The organism is Rhizobium metallidurans (genome assembly GCF_014196505.1).
Taxonomy (GTDB): domain Bacteria; phylum Pseudomonadota; class Alphaproteobacteria; order Rhizobiales; family Rhizobiaceae; genus Rhizobium; species Rhizobium metallidurans.
Genome location: NZ_JACIDW010000002.1, coordinates 336,251 through 353,307 on the forward strand (window position 1 = coordinate 336,251; position 17,057 = coordinate 353,307).

27 protein-coding genes are annotated in these 17,057 nt (G+C 63.1%); all 27 read right to left on the bottom strand.

Annotated features, from left to right (window positions below; all coding sequences use genetic code 11):
• Nucleotides 1-92 precede the first annotated feature (92 nt).
• Nucleotides 93-572: a hypothetical protein gene (locus GGQ67_RS05520; RefSeq protein WP_183899191.1), complete on the bottom strand. Its 480-nt coding sequence runs from the start codon at nucleotides 570-572 to the stop codon at nucleotides 93-95.
• Entirely contained in the window at nucleotides 569-934 is a 366-nt protein-coding gene (locus tag GGQ67_RS05525; RefSeq protein WP_183899192.1) for a phage tail tube protein, read from the bottom strand. The genes GGQ67_RS05520 and GGQ67_RS05525 overlap by 4 nt, the downstream gene beginning before the upstream one ends.
• Before the next feature lie 16 nt (nucleotides 935-950).
• The gene (locus tag GGQ67_RS05530) at nucleotides 951-2,438 is read right to left on the bottom strand and encodes a phage tail sheath subtilisin-like domain-containing protein (RefSeq protein ID WP_183899193.1); all 1,488 of its coding nucleotides are present in this window, start codon (nucleotides 2,436-2,438) and stop codon (nucleotides 951-953) included.
• Between the two features lie 2 nt (nucleotides 2,439-2,440).
• Complete coding sequence (locus GGQ67_RS05535) at nucleotides 2,441-2,626, bottom strand: DUF2635 domain-containing protein (protein ID WP_183899194.1); 186 nt, start codon at nucleotides 2,624-2,626, stop codon at nucleotides 2,441-2,443.
• A 6-nt stretch (nucleotides 2,627-2,632) separates the two neighbouring features.
• Nucleotides 2,633-3,211 carry a hypothetical protein gene (locus GGQ67_RS05540; RefSeq protein WP_183899195.1) on the bottom strand — a complete coding sequence of 193 codons (579 nt, stop codon included), beginning with the start codon at nucleotides 3,209-3,211 and terminating at the stop codon, nucleotides 2,633-2,635.
• Complete coding sequence (locus GGQ67_RS05545; protein ID WP_183899196.1) at nucleotides 3,211-3,645, bottom strand: gp436 family protein; 435 nt, start codon at nucleotides 3,643-3,645, stop codon at nucleotides 3,211-3,213. Before GGQ67_RS05545 ends, GGQ67_RS05540 begins: the two co-directional genes overlap by 1 nt.
• 84 nt (nucleotides 3,646-3,729) lie before the next feature.
• Nucleotides 3,730-4,053 carry a hypothetical protein gene (locus GGQ67_RS05550; RefSeq protein ID WP_183899197.1) on the bottom strand — a complete coding sequence of 108 codons (324 nt, stop codon included), beginning with the start codon at nucleotides 4,051-4,053 and terminating at the stop codon, nucleotides 3,730-3,732.
• 201 nt (nucleotides 4,054-4,254) lie between these two features.
• Complete coding sequence (locus tag GGQ67_RS05555; protein ID WP_183899198.1) at nucleotides 4,255-4,719, bottom strand: hypothetical protein; 465 nt, start codon at nucleotides 4,717-4,719, stop codon at nucleotides 4,255-4,257.
• Between the two features lie 122 nt (nucleotides 4,720-4,841).
• Complete coding sequence (locus tag GGQ67_RS05560; protein ID WP_183899199.1) at nucleotides 4,842-5,735, bottom strand: Mu-like prophage major head subunit gpT family protein; 894 nt, start codon at nucleotides 5,733-5,735, stop codon at nucleotides 4,842-4,844.
• Nucleotides 5,736-5,745: 10 nt separating this feature from the next.
• Nucleotides 5,746-6,141: a hypothetical protein gene (locus tag GGQ67_RS05565; RefSeq protein ID WP_183899200.1), complete on the bottom strand. Its 396-nt coding sequence runs from the start codon at nucleotides 6,139-6,141 to the stop codon at nucleotides 5,746-5,748.
• A 2-nt stretch (nucleotides 6,142-6,143) separates the two neighbouring features.
• Nucleotides 6,144-7,199, bottom strand: coding sequence for a phage protease (locus GGQ67_RS05570; protein ID WP_183899201.1), 1,056 nt, complete (start codon nucleotides 7,197-7,199; stop codon nucleotides 6,144-6,146).
• 85 nt (nucleotides 7,200-7,284) lie between these two features.
• A complete protein-coding gene (locus GGQ67_RS05575; RefSeq protein WP_183899202.1) occupies nucleotides 7,285-7,794 on the bottom strand; it encodes a phage virion morphogenesis protein in 510 nt (169 codons plus the stop codon).
• Nucleotides 7,791-8,972: a phage head morphogenesis protein gene (locus GGQ67_RS05580; protein WP_246400122.1), complete on the bottom strand. Its 1,182-nt coding sequence runs from the start codon at nucleotides 8,970-8,972 to the stop codon at nucleotides 7,791-7,793. The genes GGQ67_RS05575 and GGQ67_RS05580 overlap by 4 nt, the downstream gene beginning before the upstream one ends.
• The gene (locus tag GGQ67_RS05585; protein WP_183899203.1) at nucleotides 8,965-10,572 is read right to left on the bottom strand and encodes a DUF935 domain-containing protein; all 1,608 of its coding nucleotides are present in this window, start codon (nucleotides 10,570-10,572) and stop codon (nucleotides 8,965-8,967) included. The genes GGQ67_RS05580 and GGQ67_RS05585 overlap by 8 nt, the downstream gene beginning before the upstream one ends.
• Nucleotides 10,572-12,188 carry a hypothetical protein gene (locus GGQ67_RS05590; RefSeq protein ID WP_210279563.1) on the bottom strand — a complete coding sequence of 539 codons (1,617 nt, stop codon included), beginning with the start codon at nucleotides 12,186-12,188 and terminating at the stop codon, nucleotides 10,572-10,574. Before GGQ67_RS05590 ends, GGQ67_RS05585 begins: the two co-directional genes overlap by 1 nt.
• Nucleotides 12,189-12,237: 49 nt before the next feature.
• Complete coding sequence (locus GGQ67_RS05595; protein ID WP_183899205.1) at nucleotides 12,238-12,417, bottom strand: hypothetical protein; 180 nt, start codon at nucleotides 12,415-12,417, stop codon at nucleotides 12,238-12,240.
• Nucleotides 12,417-13,040, bottom strand: coding sequence for a phage protein Gp27 family protein (locus GGQ67_RS05600; protein WP_183899206.1), 624 nt, complete (start codon nucleotides 13,038-13,040; stop codon nucleotides 12,417-12,419). Before GGQ67_RS05600 ends, GGQ67_RS05595 begins: the two co-directional genes overlap by 1 nt.
• 1 nt (nucleotide 13,041) lies before the next feature.
• Nucleotides 13,042-13,359, bottom strand: a complete 318-nt coding sequence (locus tag GGQ67_RS05605; protein ID WP_183899207.1) for a VpaChn25_0724 family phage protein — start codon at nucleotides 13,357-13,359, stop codon at nucleotides 13,042-13,044.
• Nucleotides 13,356-13,730: a DUF2730 family protein gene (locus GGQ67_RS05610; protein WP_183899208.1), complete on the bottom strand. Its 375-nt coding sequence runs from the start codon at nucleotides 13,728-13,730 to the stop codon at nucleotides 13,356-13,358. The genes GGQ67_RS05605 and GGQ67_RS05610 overlap by 4 nt, the downstream gene beginning before the upstream one ends.
• Nucleotides 13,727-13,945 (bottom strand): TraR/DksA C4-type zinc finger protein, encoded by a 219-nt coding sequence (locus GGQ67_RS05615; protein ID WP_183899209.1) that lies wholly within the window; start codon nucleotides 13,943-13,945, stop codon nucleotides 13,727-13,729. Before GGQ67_RS05615 ends, GGQ67_RS05610 begins: the two co-directional genes overlap by 4 nt.
• Nucleotides 13,942-14,142, bottom strand: coding sequence for a hypothetical protein (locus tag GGQ67_RS05620; protein WP_183899210.1), 201 nt, complete (start codon nucleotides 14,140-14,142; stop codon nucleotides 13,942-13,944). Before GGQ67_RS05620 ends, GGQ67_RS05615 begins: the two co-directional genes overlap by 4 nt.
• A gap of 22 nt (nucleotides 14,143-14,164) precedes the next feature.
• Nucleotides 14,165-14,536: a hypothetical protein gene (locus GGQ67_RS05625; RefSeq protein ID WP_183899211.1), complete on the bottom strand. Its 372-nt coding sequence runs from the start codon at nucleotides 14,534-14,536 to the stop codon at nucleotides 14,165-14,167.
• Nucleotides 14,536-14,772 (bottom strand): NAD(P)+ transhydrogenase beta chain, encoded by a 237-nt coding sequence (locus GGQ67_RS05630; RefSeq protein ID WP_183899212.1) that lies wholly within the window; start codon nucleotides 14,770-14,772, stop codon nucleotides 14,536-14,538. Before GGQ67_RS05630 ends, GGQ67_RS05625 begins: the two co-directional genes overlap by 1 nt.
• A 1-nt stretch (nucleotide 14,773) precedes the next feature.
• Nucleotides 14,774-15,616 carry a peptidoglycan-binding protein gene (locus GGQ67_RS05635; protein ID WP_183899213.1) on the bottom strand — a complete coding sequence of 281 codons (843 nt, stop codon included), beginning with the start codon at nucleotides 15,614-15,616 and terminating at the stop codon, nucleotides 14,774-14,776.
• An 84-nt stretch (nucleotides 15,617-15,700) separates the two neighbouring features.
• Nucleotides 15,701-16,111: a hypothetical protein gene (locus GGQ67_RS05640; protein ID WP_183899214.1), complete on the bottom strand. Its 411-nt coding sequence runs from the start codon at nucleotides 16,109-16,111 to the stop codon at nucleotides 15,701-15,703.
• Entirely contained in the window at nucleotides 16,108-16,302 is a 195-nt protein-coding gene (locus GGQ67_RS05645; protein ID WP_183899215.1) for a hypothetical protein, read from the bottom strand. Before GGQ67_RS05645 ends, GGQ67_RS05640 begins: the two co-directional genes overlap by 4 nt.
• A gap of 2 nt (nucleotides 16,303-16,304) precedes the next feature.
• Entirely contained in the window at nucleotides 16,305-17,057 is a 753-nt protein-coding gene (locus GGQ67_RS05650) for a DNA methyltransferase family protein (RefSeq protein ID WP_183899216.1), read from the bottom strand.

Here is a 17,057-nt window from a genome sequence, read left to right on the forward strand (position 1 = left end):
TATGCAGTCCCACCAGAAGATGAGTTTTTCGGCGTCGAAGCTATCGATCTCCGACGCCGAGAGGCTTGTCCCGTCGGCCAGCGCGCCAAACATCACGCGCCAGTTTTTGGGCCATTGTTCAAAAAATAGTTGAGCACCCGGCCGCCACGCGTCACGTCGGACAAGTCCATCTTGTCGAACAGCGCGTTCATGATCGCCTGGTTTAGGCGCGTGGTACGAGCGAACGACGTGACAACCGTATGCTCTTCGGAAGCGGCCGCGATCGCCCGTTGGTCTGCACCGACGAGACGATGGAAGACGAGCTCGTTGAACACCCGTTCCTTGATCTTGCCGTCCTTCTTTGTCTTCAGCGTCACGCTGACATTCAAAGGCAGGGTGACAGAGCCGTCGGCGTTACGGATGGCATCCTTCGGCAAAGTGTCGAGCGGATTGACGTCCTCATCGATGACATCGGAATCGACCTTGTTGCCGTCCAGGGCAACAGGGCGATCAAGATCCACGACGGCGGCAGTGGCAACCTCGGCGTCTTCGTCGAGGTCAATGGAGATGTTCTTCGAAATCGCCGCCGTCATGCCAGGATCTCCTCGGGCGAAGAGCCTGCCCATTTGAGCTCGATCTTGCCGCCTTCGCCGCCGGTGATCTCGGGAATGTCATCGACGAGAAAGGCGTCGGCGATGACGAAGGTCTGGCCCGTGTCGCAGACAACCTGCAGCTCGCCCTCACTCGAATCCCAGAGGTTGCCCCAGCGCTGGCCGGCTTCGAGGTTGGTCGTGGCCGTCACCTCCGAGCCCTGGTACTCCTGGGCGCGGCCGACCTTGCGGCCATAGGTGACTGCGTTGTTCTTGATACCACCGACGCGGATCTTCGCGCCCTTCTCGACAGGGATGTTACGCCCCCGCCAGATGATATCGACGATGCCCAAAGTCTGAGCCATGTTTTAAGATCCTTCCTTAGACCTGAAATTCGAGGGAGCCGGCGAGCACCATCAGATTGCCGACGATGCGGATCTGCTGACGGCTTTCGAGGCGGTTCTTGTCGTCGGCGGAGCGAGCGAACACGCTCTCCTTGACGGTGCGGCTCACATCCTCGATCCACACCTTTTCACCGTAGAGCTTGCAACGCGCCCCCCAGGAGGCGTGCATGCGGCGCGGCGTGACGACGGCGCTGCCGGCGTCCTCGTCGCTATCGTAACGGCTGGCGAAAGCTGCCTCGCTTTCGTCATCGACCAGCTTGGAGCGGGGATACTGCAGCGTGACATAGGCCGCCCAGTCGTAGCGGATGCGCGACAGCGTCTTCGGCGTCATGATGTCCAGCCAGGCGCGATCGGCGACGCCAAGGCTCGATGTCTTGTACGTCGTGATGAGCCGCGAGATGACGAGCGAGCCGTCCGAAAGCCCGTCGAAGGTGGAGATGCCCTTGTTCAAGAGCAGGTTCTGTTCCTCCTCGGTGAACTGGTCAGCGGCGTTTGGAGCCGTGACGCCCGGCACGACGAGCGAGCGGAGCTGGCGTGCCGGATCGTTCGTGAGCTGGAATGTCGCGACGCCGGCGACTGCGGCGGCAAGAACCCACGGGCTGGTCGGGCAGTTCTTCAGGCCCATTGCCGTGAGGAACGGCGAGTTGGTCAACTGGCCGAAGGTGCCGAGCTGGCCATAAGTTCCGCGGGTCGCCACGAAGCCGTGAACGTCGAGCTTGGCGGTCGCGGTGTAACGGACGCGCAGCCATTCGGCGAGGATCGCCATGTTGGTCGCATCGGCCCACGGGACGATGATGTCGGTGAACCAAGTGTTGGTCAGGCTGTCGAGAACGGCCTGCAGATCCGGGTTGCCAGCACCGTTCGCCATGGCGGCGACCGCGATCGTGAGACCGTTCGGAACCGGCTGCGCATCGATGTCAACGCGCAGGTCGATGCCATTTCCGACTTCACCACCGTTGCGGGCGGTGCAGGTTACCACGCCGAGTGCCGCCGCCGCCGTGACGACGTTGTCGATATCGGCATTGATCGCGGCGGCCAGCGCTGCCGCGAGAACGGTAACGCTGTCGGTCGGCTTGGCCGTGATGCGGATCGCCCGACCGCCGATCTTGAAGCGCAGAACGGTGGCGCTTGGCACATTGCCCGCGAAGGTCAGGGTGCCCGTCGCCTTGACGGCGCCGGCGGCGTCGGCGACTGCCGTCACGAAGAGCGGCGTCGTCTTGTTGGCGTAGCGGAAGGCCTTGACCATCTCGGCGCCAACGGAACCACGGCCGAAAAGCGCGATGGCTTCGTCAGCGTTCGTCACTTCGACCACCTGCCCGGCGACCAGCGTGCCGGCGGCGAGTTTCTGTCCGGCGAGGATTGGTTTCGTCGGATAGGGCAGAACGCCCATGCTGGCGTAGTTCGGCTTGACCTCGAGGAATGTCGCCGGCTCAAGCCAGTCGTACGGGATCTCTGTAAAGTCCATGGTCACTTGCCTCCTTTAGGCTTTGGTGTGCTTGCTTCCTCGGCCGGCACGTCGGCTTCGATCAGATCGCCATCGGCGATGCGGCGGCGCACGAACAATGTGTCCGGCGCTTCCATGCCCTCGGGCGGCCACGGCGTGCCGTCCGGCTGGTCAACGGTTCTGCCCTCGGCGGGCTTCAAGAATTTCATGCTGGCTTACTCCTCGGCAGGGATGGTGAGTTCGTCGGTCGCGGCGGCGTCGTCGCCTGGAATCGCCCAGGTCACGCCGAAGGCAAGGAATTCATCGAGCGTCTTCAGGCCGAAGCCGGCGACGTTGGCGGTGAAGGTGACGTCGAAGTCCACCTGGGCGATGACGATGGCGTCGTCGCTCCAACCGTCGGCGATGATGCTGTTGGCAAGCGTCACGCTGGCAAAGCCGACGCCTGGGATTTCCGCGCCCTGCAGGAGCGCAACCGAGACGTCGATCATCGCGTCCAGGCCCAGACCGCGTGCGTCGCCTTTGAAGCGTGCGTCAAGGGTGCTCGAAGCCTTGTAGACGAGGATCAGGCGCCAGAGCATCTTCCCCTTCAGCACACGGCCGCTCGCTGTATCCGGACGCATGCCCGTCCAGGCGAGACCGATGAACGGCGACCTGCGAGAGATGGTCTCGAATTCCTTGATCGTCATCGTCTGCGGAACGCGCTCGATCGCGAACGTCTTTTCGGGGAAGGCCAGACGCAGGCGTTCGACGATGGCCGGTTCCATGTTGCGGATCGGCGCATTGAGGAGGTTCATCAAAAACCCCTCAACGTATCGTGCGACATGATGCGAGGCCGATCGGACATGCGGGGCCCGGAGCCGACTGCCGGGCCGGCCGGCGCCGCGACGGGCACATCCAGATTGATCAGTTCCTTGGCGATGTTTTCGAGCCAGGTGACGACATCCTTGCGCCCCTTGCTCATCTCTTCGCTCGGGTCCGTGTGCTCGCCCTGGGCAAGATCGTAGCGGGCGATGATGCAGGTGGCACGGACGATCTCATCGGGCGGGCTCGCGATCGGCACGAGATAGCGGCCACGGATGTAGCCGTTAACCAAGGAGGTGGCATCGGCGATCGCGGTCAGCACCTTGTCGTCATCGACGGTCTCGGCCGTGCGGTCCTCCGGACGCGACAGGCGGATGATCTGCGTCAAGCCGAAGCGAGCGATCATGTCGGAAACGGTTGCGTACATCAGTTGATCTTTCGAGATCCGGAAGGTTGGAAACGAGGCCGGCCGCGAAGCCAGCCCCGAAGTCAGGTCTGCGGGAAAGGCGGCCTAGCAACGCCGTCGCAGGTCGATGAAGTTCTGACCGGCGCTGGCGTAGCTTTCGGCATATTCCGGCTTCAGCGGAAGCGTTGCGGTGAACGCGATCAAGGGATCGACGACCGTCCGCTCGATCCGGCTGACCTCCGCAGCCGGGAGGATGTCGTAGACGACGTATGCGAAGTCGGGGCGGTTCTGGTCATGCGTGAGGTGGTAACCCGCATCGAGCGGGACAACCTCGGCCGACGCCGGCGCTGTGACCAGGAACAGGCTGATCAAGCTTGCAAGGATCACGGCGCAGGAGCCGATACTTCGGATGCTGTAGAACGAACGCATGTAAGTCCTTTCGGGGTTTCTGGGCTTCAGTCTTGCCGCTGTTTCCGCCGGCGCATTTCTGCGTCCTGGTCCGGTCGGGAGGCTTCGGAGCTGCGGCCCTGTCAGACAGGGCATGCCCCACTCGCGGCGCTCCTCGCTTGGATGATGATGCCCGTGGCGGCGGAGCCGGATTGCCCCGCCGCCCGGTCTTGGCCTGCCGCGTTATTTCTTGGTGCTGGCTTTTTCGGCCGCGTCGAGCTTGCCCTGCAGATCCGCATTGGCGGTCTGGGCGGTGGCAAGCTTCGCCTGCAGGTCGGTGACGGATGTCTCAGCTGCCGCAAGCTTCTTGCCGGCGGCCTCCAGGGCGGTTTCATGCTCGCCCTTCAGCTTGGCGACCTTGGCGTCAACGGCATCATCAACGGCCTTCTTGAAGGTCTTGCTGAGCTCCGATGATCTGAGTTCGATCTGTCGCGACACTTCCGCATCGACCTTCAGCTTGAAGTCAGCGTCGGTCTGCGTGTTTTCCGTGGCCTCATCCGCCTCGCGGACGACGAAGGCCGGATCAGCGCGAAACGCGTCGAGCTGCTCTTCAGTCCAGTGACCGTTCTCATAAAACGCGCTCGCAGCATGAGGGATGCCGTTGCGGCGCATGCCGGGCGAACTGCAGATGATCTGGATTTTCGTCATCGATCCTTTTCCTTCGGGTTTCGAAAAAGCGGTCGCCGATCGGCCGCTTTTCAGAAACCCGTCGCCGGCCTGGGAGGACACCGGCGACGGGACTGGCGGGAGGAGAGCCCGCCAGTGGAGCATCAGGCGAGATACGGAATGACCAGGACTTCGGCGCTTTTCGCCCAGACGTTGCTATCGCCGCCGTTCACCAGTTCGGCATTGAGGATCTGGCGAGCGACACCTTCGAGTGCCGGCGGCACGCAAAGCTTGGTCGGGCGGATGTTGATGATCTCGCCGCTTCTCTTGCGGATCGACTGCATGGCGGTGCGCGCCAGGGCGTAGTTCGCGGCATTGAGCGTTGCCTTGGACTTGTGGGCGAGCTGCCAGAGCCCGAGGCCGGCGTTGCAGCGACCATCCACGCCCCACACGAACTTGCCCTGGTAGAACACGTTCGGATCGTCGGGATTCTGCATGGCGGTCAGGGCGAACTTCTTCCGGCTCTGGAAGACGAAAGGCTTCATCGCCTGGGTGTCGTCGATCAGATACCAGGCGGGACCGGCGCCGTCGGTGAAGTTGACGACGGAGGTCGCGCCGCCATTTTCATCGTAGCCCGGATGGTCGGTGTCGAAGAAATACTGACCGTCATAGCATTTGACGGTCTCGGCTTTCTTCATCAGCGGGAAGACGAGCTGGTCCGGAAACTCGGCCGCGTCCTGGCCGATCTGGCTGGCGACCGGCGTGAAAATGCCGATCTGATCGTCCTCGATCTGGCTGCGCTTGATCGAAACCGTCTTTTCGAACTCGCGGTTGCGAATGACGTAGGTCTGCGCCGACAGGTCATGAACGACACGATCGCCAATCCATTCGCGCATGCCCGGCAGATCGTCGAGACGCGGATATTCGTTCATGGCCGTGGTCGAAGGCACCGTCATCGCGACGGAATTGTAGAACGTCTGCACCGAAGTGAACCGCCCGTTATAAGCAGTCGAGAGGCCGGTGTAGATGCTCTTGAGGGTATTGGAATTGATATCCAACGGTCGCTCCTTAGAGAGTTTTGAGCCAGACGCCGTCAGCGTCGATGGCGTCGATGGTGCCGATCTGCAGCAGGGAGCCCGCCGTCAGGGTGAAGGTGTCGTCGGCGCTGGCGTAGACAGCAGCGCCGATGTTGGCGACGGTCGCGCCGGGCAGCGGAATGACGCGAACGTCTTTCTCGATCTTGACGTACTGGTCGCCGGTCGCGCCGGCGGCGTTGTCGATGCGCTCTTCCGCGAAGCCCATGAGCTTGATGGCGCTGGCATGACCGGCAGGCACCGCTTCCTTGGCGGCGGTGATGCCGACGGCCGCGCCGCCGAAGACGACGACGCCTGCCAGAGCCGGGTAACCATACGCGCGACCGATGCCCGGCTTTTTCTTCGTGCGGATGTCGTTGGTAGCCACCATGGTCAGTTGCCCTTTCCGTGCAGCGCCTTGGCCGTTGCGGCGTAGGCGGTTGGATCGATGCCCATCATGGCCATGACCTGATCGTCCTCGGCCGTGAGCGTGTCGCCGCTCTCCTGAAGCTTGCGACCGCCGAGGCCGCCGGCGTTCAACGACGGCATCACCTTCAGTTCGGTTTCGACTTCGGCCGGGTTCTTCATGTGGCGGGCGATCATGTGATCGCGCAGCGCCGGCACGATCTTGCCCGCCTCGATGGCAGCGCCGATCGCTGCCTCCGCCTTGTCGCGTGCGGTGCCGGTGGCAAGGGTGGTCAACTGCGACTGCAGCGACACGAGCTGCGTCTTCAGCTCGGCATTCTCGGCTTCGGTCGCCGTGGCCTTGCCGCGCGACTGGATCGCGGTGACCAGGACATCGGGCGCGGTGTCGGCCGCGACGCCGGCGGCCTCGGCGATGCGCGACATCAGGGCGGCGGTAGCCGTCTGGTTGGTCGCGGCGGCGGCCTGTGCGGCGTGAGCCGCCTTGACGGCCGCCATCACGGCAGCCTCGTCGGCGGTCTCGGGAAGGCCAAGAGCCTTCCGCAATTCTTCAAGCATGTCAGCGTCCTCTTTGCTGTGAAGTGATTTCAGGAAAGGAAGATTGGGATCGTTGGTGAGCGCGACGCGCAGCAGCTTCGTGACCTTGAACGGCGCTTCGGCGGTGTGGAAAAAGACCGGGGACAGGAAGCCGTATTCCTTGGCCTCCATCATCCGCTTGCCCTCTGGCGTCCACTCGACACGGCCATAGATGCCGTCGTCACGCTTCTGAAGCTCGACGATCCAGCCGCGCGCCGGCGCGGAAAAACCCTGCTTGGCGGCAAGATCGGTGGAGTGGTTTTCGTCGACGGCGAGCTTCAGACCGTCCTTGCCGAACAGGGCAATCAGCGCGTCCGCGTCGGGCTTGGTGTAAGGACCGCGACCGTCAGCGCCGGAAAATCCGACGGCCGGAAGCAGATGCAGCCAATCCGGCGCGGTCGCGTCGGCCTGGTTGAGAGCGCGGATGAGTGAGTTGATTGCCTTTTCCATGGCACGAGGAATGCCATGCGGCCGACGCCGATATCATGCCCGCCGAGGCGGGCGGCAGGGTTTGCGGGTATGCAAGGGGGGAGAGTTAGGGCCGCGTGACGTATCGGTCAACGAAGCTGAAGACGATCTCGGAAATCGCGGTCTCGTCGTCGTTCGATATACCGAGGAACGGGCGGGCGGGCAAGGTCACACTGTCGGCCTGTATCAATCGACCGCCCATCCGAAAGAAAAGATGCGACGCGTTCTTCGGCGTGATGGTCGCGCCGAGCTGGTGAGCGGCGGCGTAGACCACGTTGGATCCAACGCGGACTTCGTCGTTGCTGGCCCGCGCGTTGATGCTGTCGCGCAGCCGGCCGCTCTCGGTGAGGATGCGAGAGTTGTGCTTGTCCTGGGCATACGTGGTGTTCAGCGCCTGCCAAGCCTGCCCTTCCGGATCGGTTTGCGTGACGAAACGCATGTGGGTCGAGCCAACCAGTTCGACGCCGATCGCCGACATCAACGGTCGGGTGTTGCCGCCCATGGCACGCTCGAGCTGCTCGAACGCGCGCCTGACAGGTGCATCGGTGACGGTGAAGGAAAGCGACACGCCGCTCATTGCTTCACCTCGCTGCGGATCTTGCCCAGGTGGAGCTTGGTTCGCTTCCCGTCCTTCACGACATCGACGTCGGCCGACCAGCTGCGCCCATCGATGTCCTTGCTGACGACGAAAGAGCCCTTGCCCTTGGCGCTGACTTTTCCACCGCGCACCAGCCGACGCGGAACGATGGCGTAATCGTTGGCCTCGATCGAGCTGACGTCCAGGCTGCGCACAGTCTCGGCGAGCAAGCGCAGCTCGGCGCCGGCGCCAACGCCGAGCTGCGCGGCGACCTGTTCATCGACGACGCCCGCCGGCGTCCAGCTGCCATCAGGCCACTTGCCGCGCCCGGCGGAGCGAATGAATGCCGCGACCGTCGCCTCATTGGCGGAGACCGGCGTCGGACCAGGCGCGGTCTGATCGAGCCAGACCTTGCCGGGATTGTAAGCGAAGGAGGGATCGATGCCGAGCGGCTGATCGGTGCCGAGCTGGTCGAGATCTGGCGCGCGATCGGGGCCGGCCTTGCCCAGGCGGCGAAGACCAGGGCGCGACACCGGCGTGACGAAGCAGCCGCAACCAAACCCGTTCGGCGGGTACATGCTGTCCCAGGCAGGATCATCGGCCGCGAGGCAAAGCCCGTTCCAGGCCTTGTGCTGAAGGCGCGGATGTAGCGAGCCTGAGTGATTATATTGCCAGTAGGGAAATGTCGCCAGATTGTCCGGCTCGGTCATCTGGGCGTAGCGGCCGGCGGCGTAGGCGGTGCGCAGATTGGTCTCGAAGATGGTGCGCGTGCGCCAGCCCCTATCGCCGTTGTAGGACCAGCCATGCTTCTTGACGATCGCGTCGAAGCCGGTGCGGAAATCAGCGAGCGTCGTGCCGTTCTCGAGAGCCTTGGCGATCTCCGCCTGGATGTCGCCGACAAGAGCCGTCGAGGTCGCGCCGGCGACCATGAACATCTTCGAATGCGCGCCATCCCAGACGTCGCGCCAGCTCTTCGTCGGCGTCGCTGTTTTCTGCTTCAGGAAGTCGATCGCTTCCTGAAACGGCTGATCGAGGACCGAGAGCGTCGATGCCATCCGAGCAACGAGCATCCCCATCCATTTTGAAGCCGTTTTGAAGGCCGTGGGCACGTTCGGGCGGTTCGCGGGCTCGACAGTCGGCGAACGCGCGTCAGCGAGCGTCTGTGAGCCGCTATTCATCGCTTCCCCTGAGGTCGTCGACGAGCGCGGCTTGGCCCGCGAGATGCGCCAAAGCCATCCCCCGCGCCATCGCCTCGGTGAGACCATCAGGAGAAAGGTTGAGCTTGGCGATCCGCTCGGCCGCGTCGCGCAAGTCGGTGGCCTGCATCAACGCCGTCCTGACCTCATCGACCATGCCGCTGATCGCGCCGGCCGCGTCACGATCAAGCCGGCTGGTGAGGGCGTCGATGACGTCGTCGGATGTGGATCGAGCGTGAGCCGACTTGTTGAAGAGACCGTCAAACATGCTGTGGACGGTCTTTCCAGGCTGTTCCTTCTTAGAAACTGGCGGCGGCACGTCGCCCTCCGGAGCTGGACCGGGCTTGCGCCCACCGATCAGGATCGCGCCGGGTTTCGGCGCCGGGATGCCCATCCGCTCGCGTAAGAAGCTCTCGTCAGCGGTAAGGCCCTCTGGCGCCAGTTTGCTGAAGGCGTCGGCGAAATCCTTGAGCGGAACCTCGTCCGGCCGCCCGATGCGAATTGTGGGGTACTGATCCTGCGGGCCGAAATTGAAAGCGACGATGTTCCGGATCAACTGCATATTGATCGTCGAGGACAGGATCATCGCATCGGCGCGCTCGATATCCTCCTGGACGAGACGATGCTCCTGGCTGACCGCATGACCACCGGAGACGGCGTCGGTCGTTGTCGTCTGGCCAAGCACAAGCTTCGAGATCTCGCGGTTGTGCCAATCGGCGCGGCGCTCATACATGTCGGTGGATGTTCCCTTCGAACCGACCTCGGTCAGTTCGATCATCATCTCCCGAGGCAGGATCGCCGCGCAGTCGCCGGCGATACCGCTGACGGCGCGCCAGAGCACGTCCTTCTCAGCCTCGGACGCGCCTCGGCCGTACTTGCCGATGCGGATCGGCTGGCCGAAGTTCTGGCAGAAGATCGCCCAGTCCTTCACGGTAAAGGCCTTGAACATCCAAGCCCAGCAGGCAATCCGGGCGATGCCCGATCGGATGGTAAGGCCGGACTTGGCCTTGTGGCGATGGATGACGAACTTGTGCGGCGCGAGCGGCTCGCCGGAGATGCCTTCGCGAAGCAGCACGGTTTCGCCATCGGCCTGGTCGAAGGTAAACCACCGTTGGGTTCGCCAGATCAGTTCGCGCGGCAGCATGTTTCCGCGCTGATATTGCCAGTCCGTTTCCATGACCGACAGGCCCTTGCCGATCGCATCGAGCATGTCGAACAGCGAGGCGCGCAGGACGTCGTCATCGATCCAGGACTGCACCAGGGCGGCATGCTTCTGATGATCGGCACTATCGGACGCGGCCTTGACGCTGATCGGCAGCTGCGCCACCGAACGCTTGCGGGTCGCGACCACGGCGGAATAGTGCAGGTCGCGCTCCTCGATGTCTTCCGCCAGTTCGAAGTAGGATTCCGGCTCACCGTTGGCGGCGGCCCGCAGGATCGCTGCCATGCGCTGCGGCGTCAGCCCGTCGGCCGGGTGACCGGAAAATGGATTGCGAACCGAGCCAATACGGCCATCGGCGACCTGATCCATCAGTTCGCGGCCGAGGACAACCCGCCCGAGCCAGTCTCTGAACGACGCCATTATAGACTTCCTCTCATGTAGATGTTGACGTTGCGCCGCCGATCGTCGTCGAGAGGCGGGCCGCCGTTGTGTCCCGCCGTCGTCGTCTTCCGGTTGGTCTCGTACTCGTAGGCGATGAATTCCTGCGTGCTGGCGAACCAGGCGAGAGCGCCGGCCGGCGCGGTGTCGCCGTGGCGATCGTAGCCATCGACGCCCTTCGTCGAGTGCTGATCGGGAACCTTGATTATGCCGTTGACGTAGGCGAGCGCCTGGTGGTCGGCGAGGATGTCGGCGTCGAACGGTAGAAGCAGCGTCTTGTCCGTGAACGCCTCGATGTAGGCCGGCATGTTCATGGCGTACCATTTCGCCGACAGCATCACCTCATGGATGCACTCGCCCCAGCGCTGGCGCGCCTTTTCGGCGAGATACTGGCCGTTGCCACGGGCATCGAGCGCGCCGCCGGTCAGACGTGGCAGTCCGTCGCCGATGTAGAAGAGGATGTCGCGCTGTTGATCGAACGGAATGTTCTTCAGCTCGACAACCATCCGGGCCCGGCGAATGAGATCGGCACCGACTTCGAAGACGACGATCGCGGTCTTGTCGCCCGATCGCGCGAAGTCCTCGCCGAAGACATGTTCGCGATCGGGATCGAGGGCATCGAGAAGCGGCTTCAAGATGCCTTCACAGAACTCTTGAGCCTGTTCCTCGCGCTCGAAGTCTTCGAGGTTCTTGAACTCATCCGGACGGTCCCAGCGGACCACGGACGGCAGATCCCGCGACATGCAGCTTTCGATCAGGACGCGGGTCAGCGCCGAGCCTTCCGCCTCGGCCGGGATCGCGTCGAGCTCCTGCTTCATCTTGGCCGTGCGCGTACCGTAGGCACTGCGGATCTCCGCTTCCCAGGCGTCCTGCTTCTCCTGGCTCCACTCCGAGCCCTTGATCAGGCAGACGCGTTTGTAGAGGCCGTTCGCCACCGCATCGCCGAACGAATAGGTGTGCACCTTGAAGCCGTTCTTGCCGGCTTCAGCCTCCTTGATCAGCTCGTTGAACGGGCTGCTGATACCGTTGTGCGAGGAAATGATGCGGACCTTGCCGCCCCAGATCAGCAACGCGCCAACGGCATCGACGACGCCACGGACGTCGCGGTGGAACGCCGCCTCGTCGATAACGACGGTACCCTGAAGGCCGCGGATGTTTTCTGGCCTGGACGACAGGGCCTCGATGCGGAAGCCAGATTTGAAACGGATGATGTAGCTGGAGATGGCTTTCGTGGTGCCGTCTTCCTTGATGTCGAAATAAACGCCGTCCTCGATCTCCAGCATCTCCTTCGACACGGTCTTGGCGAAGTGCGCGGCATAGCCGATGAATTCGCGACCTTTCGGCTTGGTGTCGGGAATGTAGAAGACATTCTGGCCGCCGGCAGTTCGACGAGCTGCCGCGATCAGGGTGCAGTCCAGGGCTTCGGCAAAGGTAATGCCGGTGCGTCGGCCTTTCGCGCAGATCTTGAGCGTGCTCTCGTCGGCAATCCAGGCGGCCTGGTGGCGCATCAGAACGCCTTCAGCAAGCGGATCGAGATCCGGTGGGATGTCGCCGCCACGCAGAAGATTGTCGGGCAGCTCGGCGGGGTCGAGCGCCATCACCGGCGGATCGATCCATTTGCCTCGAGGCAACCCGGGAAGAGCAGCTTCAGCCACGACGGACCTCCATCACCTCAAGGCCGGTGCCCCGGCATGCCGAGCACTCGGCCTTCAGATCGTAGCTGATCGTCGCGATCGAGCCGTCCTTGCGCGTGGTGATACGCTTGATGCCGAGGCCAACGCCCCGGCATCTTGAACATGCTGGCGACTGCGCAGGTGCTTCGGACATCAGGTCTCGTCTTTCTTCGGTCGGACGCCAAGGAACTCTCGACGAGCGCGGGCAATCGCTTCCTTCGAGATGCCGGGCTCGGTCGACAAGGTGTCGAGTGCCTTCTCGGCGTTCGCCTTCATGTCGGCTTCCACCTTGCGAACACGCTCTTCAGCTTCAAGCTTCTGGCGACGGTTGGAGCTGCTGACCTGGGCGGCCGAGGCAGCGCGCAGCGCCTCCGCCAGTTCCTTCGCGCCCTTGGGATCGAGACCGGCCTCGCCCTTCGCCTGTAGGATTTCGAAGATCAGCGTCTTGATCGCCTCGGCCGAGATCAATGTCAGCTCGTCGGAGCCCTGAGCATCCATGCGCTCGGATAGTGTGGCGGCAATCTCGCGCGTCTGTTCAAGGCGACGAGAAACCATGGCCAGCTTGATCGAATAGCGATTGAAGGCCGAGAACGACGGGATGTCGAAAGCGAGACCTTGCTCGCCCTGCAGGCCGATCAGCTTCTCTTTGAACTCGCCATAGATCTCGACCTGTGTCTGTTCGCGATCGGCAAGTGCCTGTGCCGCCCAGGTGACGATCGCGTCGCATTCTTCCGGAAGCTGATCGATGGCGGTCAAGCGACCGCGACCCTTCGCCATGTCACACGCCCCGCTTCAGGGCAGACGGCTTCTTGATCCCTTCGATGAAACGCTCGCGGCGAAGGTGCGCCCAGCCAGCATCAAGCAGCGTTGCGATCTTCACGCTACCGGCATCGGTAACGTGGATTGCACCCATGTTCGCCATCCAGTCGAGCTGCTGGTGTATCCAGGCGCGCTCCTGGTAGATGGCGAAAACGCGCAGCGCAGGCTCCATCATGCTCGACGACAGGCTCTCGTTGGCCTGCACCGACAGTTCCTTCAAGATGATGAGGCGCGCTTCCTCGCGCGCCAGTTCGGCATAATCAATGCCAAGGGTCATGCTGCATTCCTCGCCTGCTCAATAAGGACATCCTGCAGGCGCTCGCCGATCGCCTGGATTGGTTTCAGCCGTTCATCCATCGCGGCAAACCGCCCGGCCAGGGTGGCATCCTGCGAATCCAACCGGCCCATGATCTGGGCCATGGTCATCTCGATGCGGTGCGTCGTGTCGCGGTCGGGCAGATGCTTGACCTCGTTTTCGAGCGCCTGGATGCGGCGATCGTACTCGACGAGCTTGCTCTCCACCTTGCTCAGCCGCTCGTCGAGCTTCTTCTCGCCTGCGGACAAGATCGTCCGGATGGCGGCGAACAGGTTGATCGACGACAACAGAAGCGCGACCAGCGAGGTAATGTCCGACTGGGTGAAATTCATCGCGCCTTCTCCATCGCTTCATGCGCGATCTGGCACGGCATGCAGCGTGTTGCGGATGGCAGGATCTGGCGGCGCTTCGCCCCGATCTCGCCGCCGCAGTCCTCGCAATTGCGCTTTCCCGCTCTCTTCAGCGCATCGCGGGCAAGATCGATCGCGGTCTGTCGCTCGCGATCCGCAAGGATCTCGGCGAGATCGAAGTTCGCTTCATCGCTCATGGCGTGACCTCGCCGGCATCCACCGCAGCCACGCAGGCCTTGCGCCTGGTCTCGCCGATATTGCGGGCGACGCGATCGTTCGACCAGTTGATCAAGGTCTCGTCCTGCGTCAGATCACGGTTCTTCGGCATCACCGACAGCGCCGGCGTCTCCTTGCGCACCTCGGGCGGTAGCGTCGTGCGAACGAGCCGTGTCACGACGACGGGACCGGGATTCGGATTACTTGGGGAGCAGGCCGACGCGATCAGCGGCAAGACCGCGATCACCGCCATTGGACAAAGCCGCATTTCTTTTCCTAACTTCTTCGAGTTCCTGGGTGGCGGCATTGACGCGATCGGTCGCGTCGGCCTGAATTTCGATGACGGCTTTGGCCTGTTCGGCCTTGGCGGCGGCGGCGGCACTGTTGGCCTTCTGGATCTCGAGCTGCCAGAATGCGTCGCGCTCCTGGCGAACTTGCTGGGCGATCGACGAGAGCGTTTCCTGAAAGGTCGAGACGGCCTTCAGGCCGATGGTCGCGGCGCCGAGGAGGAGCGCGCCCGTCCCCAGGGCGACGATGGCGGCAGTACCGAGCTTGATGCCGAACAGCTCCATTACGGTCCCCCTTGGCTCTGCGACATGATCTTCATGTCCTTGGTGCCGAAGTGGCGGTGGATGCCGAGCATGGTTGCGATCAGCGTGAGCAGCGCCGGCACTGCTATCGTGCCGAAGGAAACCGCCTGCGCGGAACCCGCCACGGCACCACACGCAAGGATCATGACCACCAGCCACGCCATGACCGAATTGAACCAGAGCTGCTGCTTGGACGTGCGGTAGGAAGGTTTCTCCATATCAGGCGGCCTTCGCGAGATAGGGATCGAGCGCGGCGAATGTTTCGCGGCCGGCGATGCCATCGACCGTCAGACCGCGCGCCCGCTGGAAAAGCTTCAGCGCGTTCTCCGTGCCGGGACCGAAGTCCTCATCGATAGCGAGAGAATAGAAGCCGGCGGCTGCAAGCGCCTGCTGAAGCGAGCCGACACGCTCACCGGACATGCCTCGACGCAGAACCGCATAAGCTTGCCGGCCTGAAATGCCGTCGGCCTGCAGCGCGCCGATGGCACTCTTGGCCTTGGCGAGGAGCGCGGCCCGTGCGGCAAGCCCGTTCCGGCCGCCGTTTATCACGCGGGTCGCGCCGAGCAGGTCATCGCGATCGGCATAGGCATTGAGGCCATGTTCCGACCAGAAGAAGAACACCGACCACGCCGCCCAGGGAAACTCCGCCACAAGCTCGGGATTGGCAACGAAATCAGGGCAATCGCTGATGATGGCACGCATCCAGGTGGTGAAGCGGGCGTAGTTCGACCGACCGGTGAGCTGGATCAGGCCGCGACCTTTGAAGCGCTTGCCATCGCCGGGCTTGTTGTTGCCGAGATCCGCGCGCCCCTCATAGGCCGCGCCGCTGGCATACTCTTCCGTGGTGCAGAAGCTGTCGCTCTCGTGCGCCGTCTGCGCGAGCATGTGCTCGATGCGCAGCGCCGTGTCGACCTGGAAGCGATCGAGCAGCGGCGACAGCATCGCGGCGAACTTGTTGATGATTGCGGCCTGCTGGCCGGCCCTGGCGCCGGCACGCGGCACGATCGCGGAAAGGACGCCGGCGTCGATACGAGCCGCCAAGCGCTGGTCAAGAGATGACATGAAAAAAGCCCCAATGCGAATATTGGAGCGACTATGTGGGAAAAAGTGGGAATTGCGTAAGGCCCGCCTGCGCGGGCACACGTGTTAATCGGTTGTGACCGAGGGTCCGAACATGTCGAGCTGACGATCGTCGCGCTTGCGGCCCACCCGCTTTGGCTCAACGCCTGTCCGGCTGAAAAGTTTCTCGACGCCGGTTTCAGTGATGCCCAATCTGCGTGCGATGACGCCGTTGGTCAATCCGTCCTGGCGATACTTGTGCGCGCGATGTTCGCGGCCGAGCGGCACCCGGATGTAACTGCGGCCAAACTCTTTGCATAGCCGCGCGGCGTTGTCTATTCCGATCTCCTGTGGCAGCAAGGTCGCATCAGAGGATTGCGGCACATAGATGCGGATGCCGCCATGAGCTTCGACCAGGCGCACGAAGCCATCGAATCCCAAAAGGGTGAGAAGATCTTCCGTCAGCTCTTCGTTGCGTTCTGGCCGGCGCTTTCTCACTGCTGCCTCCCAAGGCCAAGTTCCATCTCAAGCCGCATCTGCTTGGCGCGCAGCAACTGCAGTTTCTGCTCGCGGCCGATCCTTGTCCTGGCATCGACGCCGCCCCTTTGAAGCTTCTTTGAAAGCTGCTCGCACTCAGCCTTCACCCGGGCGAGTTCGGTACTGTCAAACAGGGGCAACGCGGATGTCATCGTCATGCTCCTTCGAAGAGGGGCAACGTTTCCTCGGTTTCGCCGGCCTTCTTGCGCGCCGCTGCGCGTCGGGCGGCTTCACCAGGAGTTGCCAGTGTCATGTCGGAATTGCGGGTGTATCGGGCCTGCATGCCAGGCGGCAGGTGCCAGACCTCTGATCGGTACGCATTGCGGCCGGCCTGTTTCTGAAACCAGATGAACCAGGCGTAATCCGTCGCGGTGCTGGCTTCAGGATCCCAAACACCCTCGATCATTGCGACCCGCTCGGAGAACGGGCAGATCAACTGTGCCGGTCGAGGGCCGTGAATGGTGCGGAAGCGATCTTGTCCGCTCAGCCAGCTTAGGCGGCAGAGGAAGGCAACGCCCTCGGTAGCGATCGACAGCGCGCGGTCGAGGAAGCGCTCGGCGATGTTGAAGGGCGGATTGCAGAAAATCCAGTCCGGAACCGCGTGACCGTCCTCGATCAGGCTGTCACGGGTCTCGAAAGTGAAGTCGCGGATCTCGGGATTGATGCCCCAGTCTGCCACGTCGGAATAATCGACGGCGGAAAAGGACTCGAGCAAGGGCGCGACCATGTGACCGCCGCCGGCGGCCGGGTCGCGCACGCGCTTGCCTGACGTCTCGATACCGTACGGGCGCAGCACCTCGTCGATGACGGCACGGGTCGCCCAGGGCGGCGTCGGGAAGAAATCGAGTGACGCCTTCGACTGGTGCCTGGAAGCCATGATATTCGGTGCGCCACGAAGATCTGACAT

Coding starts and splice junctions, on each gene's coding strand:
- GGQ67_RS05520 (WP_183899191.1), bottom strand. CDS start 572: ATGACGGCGGCGATTTCGAAGAACATCTCCATTGACCTCGACGAAGAC.
- GGQ67_RS05525 (WP_183899192.1), bottom strand. CDS start 934: ATGGCTCAGACTTTGGGCATCGTCGATATCATCTGGCGGGGGCGTAAC.
- GGQ67_RS05530 (WP_183899193.1), bottom strand. CDS start 2,438: ATGGACTTTACAGAGATCCCGTACGACTGGCTTGAGCCGGCGACATTC.
- GGQ67_RS05535 (WP_183899194.1), bottom strand. CDS start 2,626: ATGAAATTCTTGAAGCCCGCCGAGGGCAGAACCGTTGACCAGCCGGAC.
- GGQ67_RS05540 (WP_183899195.1), bottom strand. CDS start 3,211: ATGAACCTCCTCAATGCGCCGATCCGCAACATGGAACCGGCCATCGTC.
- GGQ67_RS05545 (WP_183899196.1), bottom strand. CDS start 3,645: ATGTACGCAACCGTTTCCGACATGATCGCTCGCTTCGGCTTGACGCAG.
- GGQ67_RS05550 (WP_183899197.1), bottom strand. CDS start 4,053: ATGCGTTCGTTCTACAGCATCCGAAGTATCGGCTCCTGCGCCGTGATC.
- GGQ67_RS05555 (WP_183899198.1), bottom strand. CDS start 4,719: ATGACGAAAATCCAGATCATCTGCAGTTCGCCCGGCATGCGCCGCAAC.
- GGQ67_RS05565 (WP_183899200.1), bottom strand. CDS start 6,141: ATGGTGGCTACCAACGACATCCGCACGAAGAAAAAGCCGGGCATCGGT.
- GGQ67_RS05570 (WP_183899201.1), bottom strand. CDS start 7,199: ATGGAAAAGGCAATCAACTCACTCATCCGCGCTCTCAACCAGGCCGAC.
- GGQ67_RS05575 (WP_183899202.1), bottom strand. CDS start 7,794: ATGAGCGGCGTGTCGCTTTCCTTCACCGTCACCGATGCACCTGTCAGG.
- GGQ67_RS05580 (WP_246400122.1), bottom strand. CDS start 8,972: ATGAATAGCGGCTCACAGACGCTCGCTGACGCGCGTTCGCCGACTGTC.
- GGQ67_RS05585 (WP_183899203.1), bottom strand. CDS start 10,572: ATGGCGTCGTTCAGAGACTGGCTCGGGCGGGTTGTCCTCGGCCGCGAA.
- GGQ67_RS05590 (WP_210279563.1), bottom strand. CDS start 12,188: ATGGCGCTCGACCCCGCCGAGCTGCCCGACAATCTTCTGCGTGGCGGC.
- GGQ67_RS05595 (WP_183899205.1), bottom strand. CDS start 12,417: ATGTCCGAAGCACCTGCGCAGTCGCCAGCATGTTCAAGATGCCGGGGC.
- GGQ67_RS05600 (WP_183899206.1), bottom strand. CDS start 13,040: ATGGCGAAGGGTCGCGGTCGCTTGACCGCCATCGATCAGCTTCCGGAA.
- GGQ67_RS05605 (WP_183899207.1), bottom strand. CDS start 13,359: ATGACCCTTGGCATTGATTATGCCGAACTGGCGCGCGAGGAAGCGCGC.
- GGQ67_RS05610 (WP_183899208.1), bottom strand. CDS start 13,730: ATGAATTTCACCCAGTCGGACATTACCTCGCTGGTCGCGCTTCTGTTG.
- GGQ67_RS05615 (WP_183899209.1), bottom strand. CDS start 13,945: ATGAGCGATGAAGCGAACTTCGATCTCGCCGAGATCCTTGCGGATCGC.
- GGQ67_RS05625 (WP_183899211.1), bottom strand. CDS start 14,536: ATGGAGCTGTTCGGCATCAAGCTCGGTACTGCCGCCATCGTCGCCCTG.
- GGQ67_RS05630 (WP_183899212.1), bottom strand. CDS start 14,772: ATGGAGAAACCTTCCTACCGCACGTCCAAGCAGCAGCTCTGGTTCAAT.
- GGQ67_RS05635 (WP_183899213.1), bottom strand. CDS start 15,616: ATGTCATCTCTTGACCAGCGCTTGGCGGCTCGTATCGACGCCGGCGTC.
- GGQ67_RS05645 (WP_183899215.1), bottom strand. CDS start 16,302: ATGACATCCGCGTTGCCCCTGTTTGACAGTACCGAACTCGCCCGGGTG.
- GGQ67_RS05650 (WP_183899216.1), bottom strand. CDS start 17,057: ATGTCAGATCTTCGTGGCGCACCGAATATCATGGCTTCCAGGCACCAG.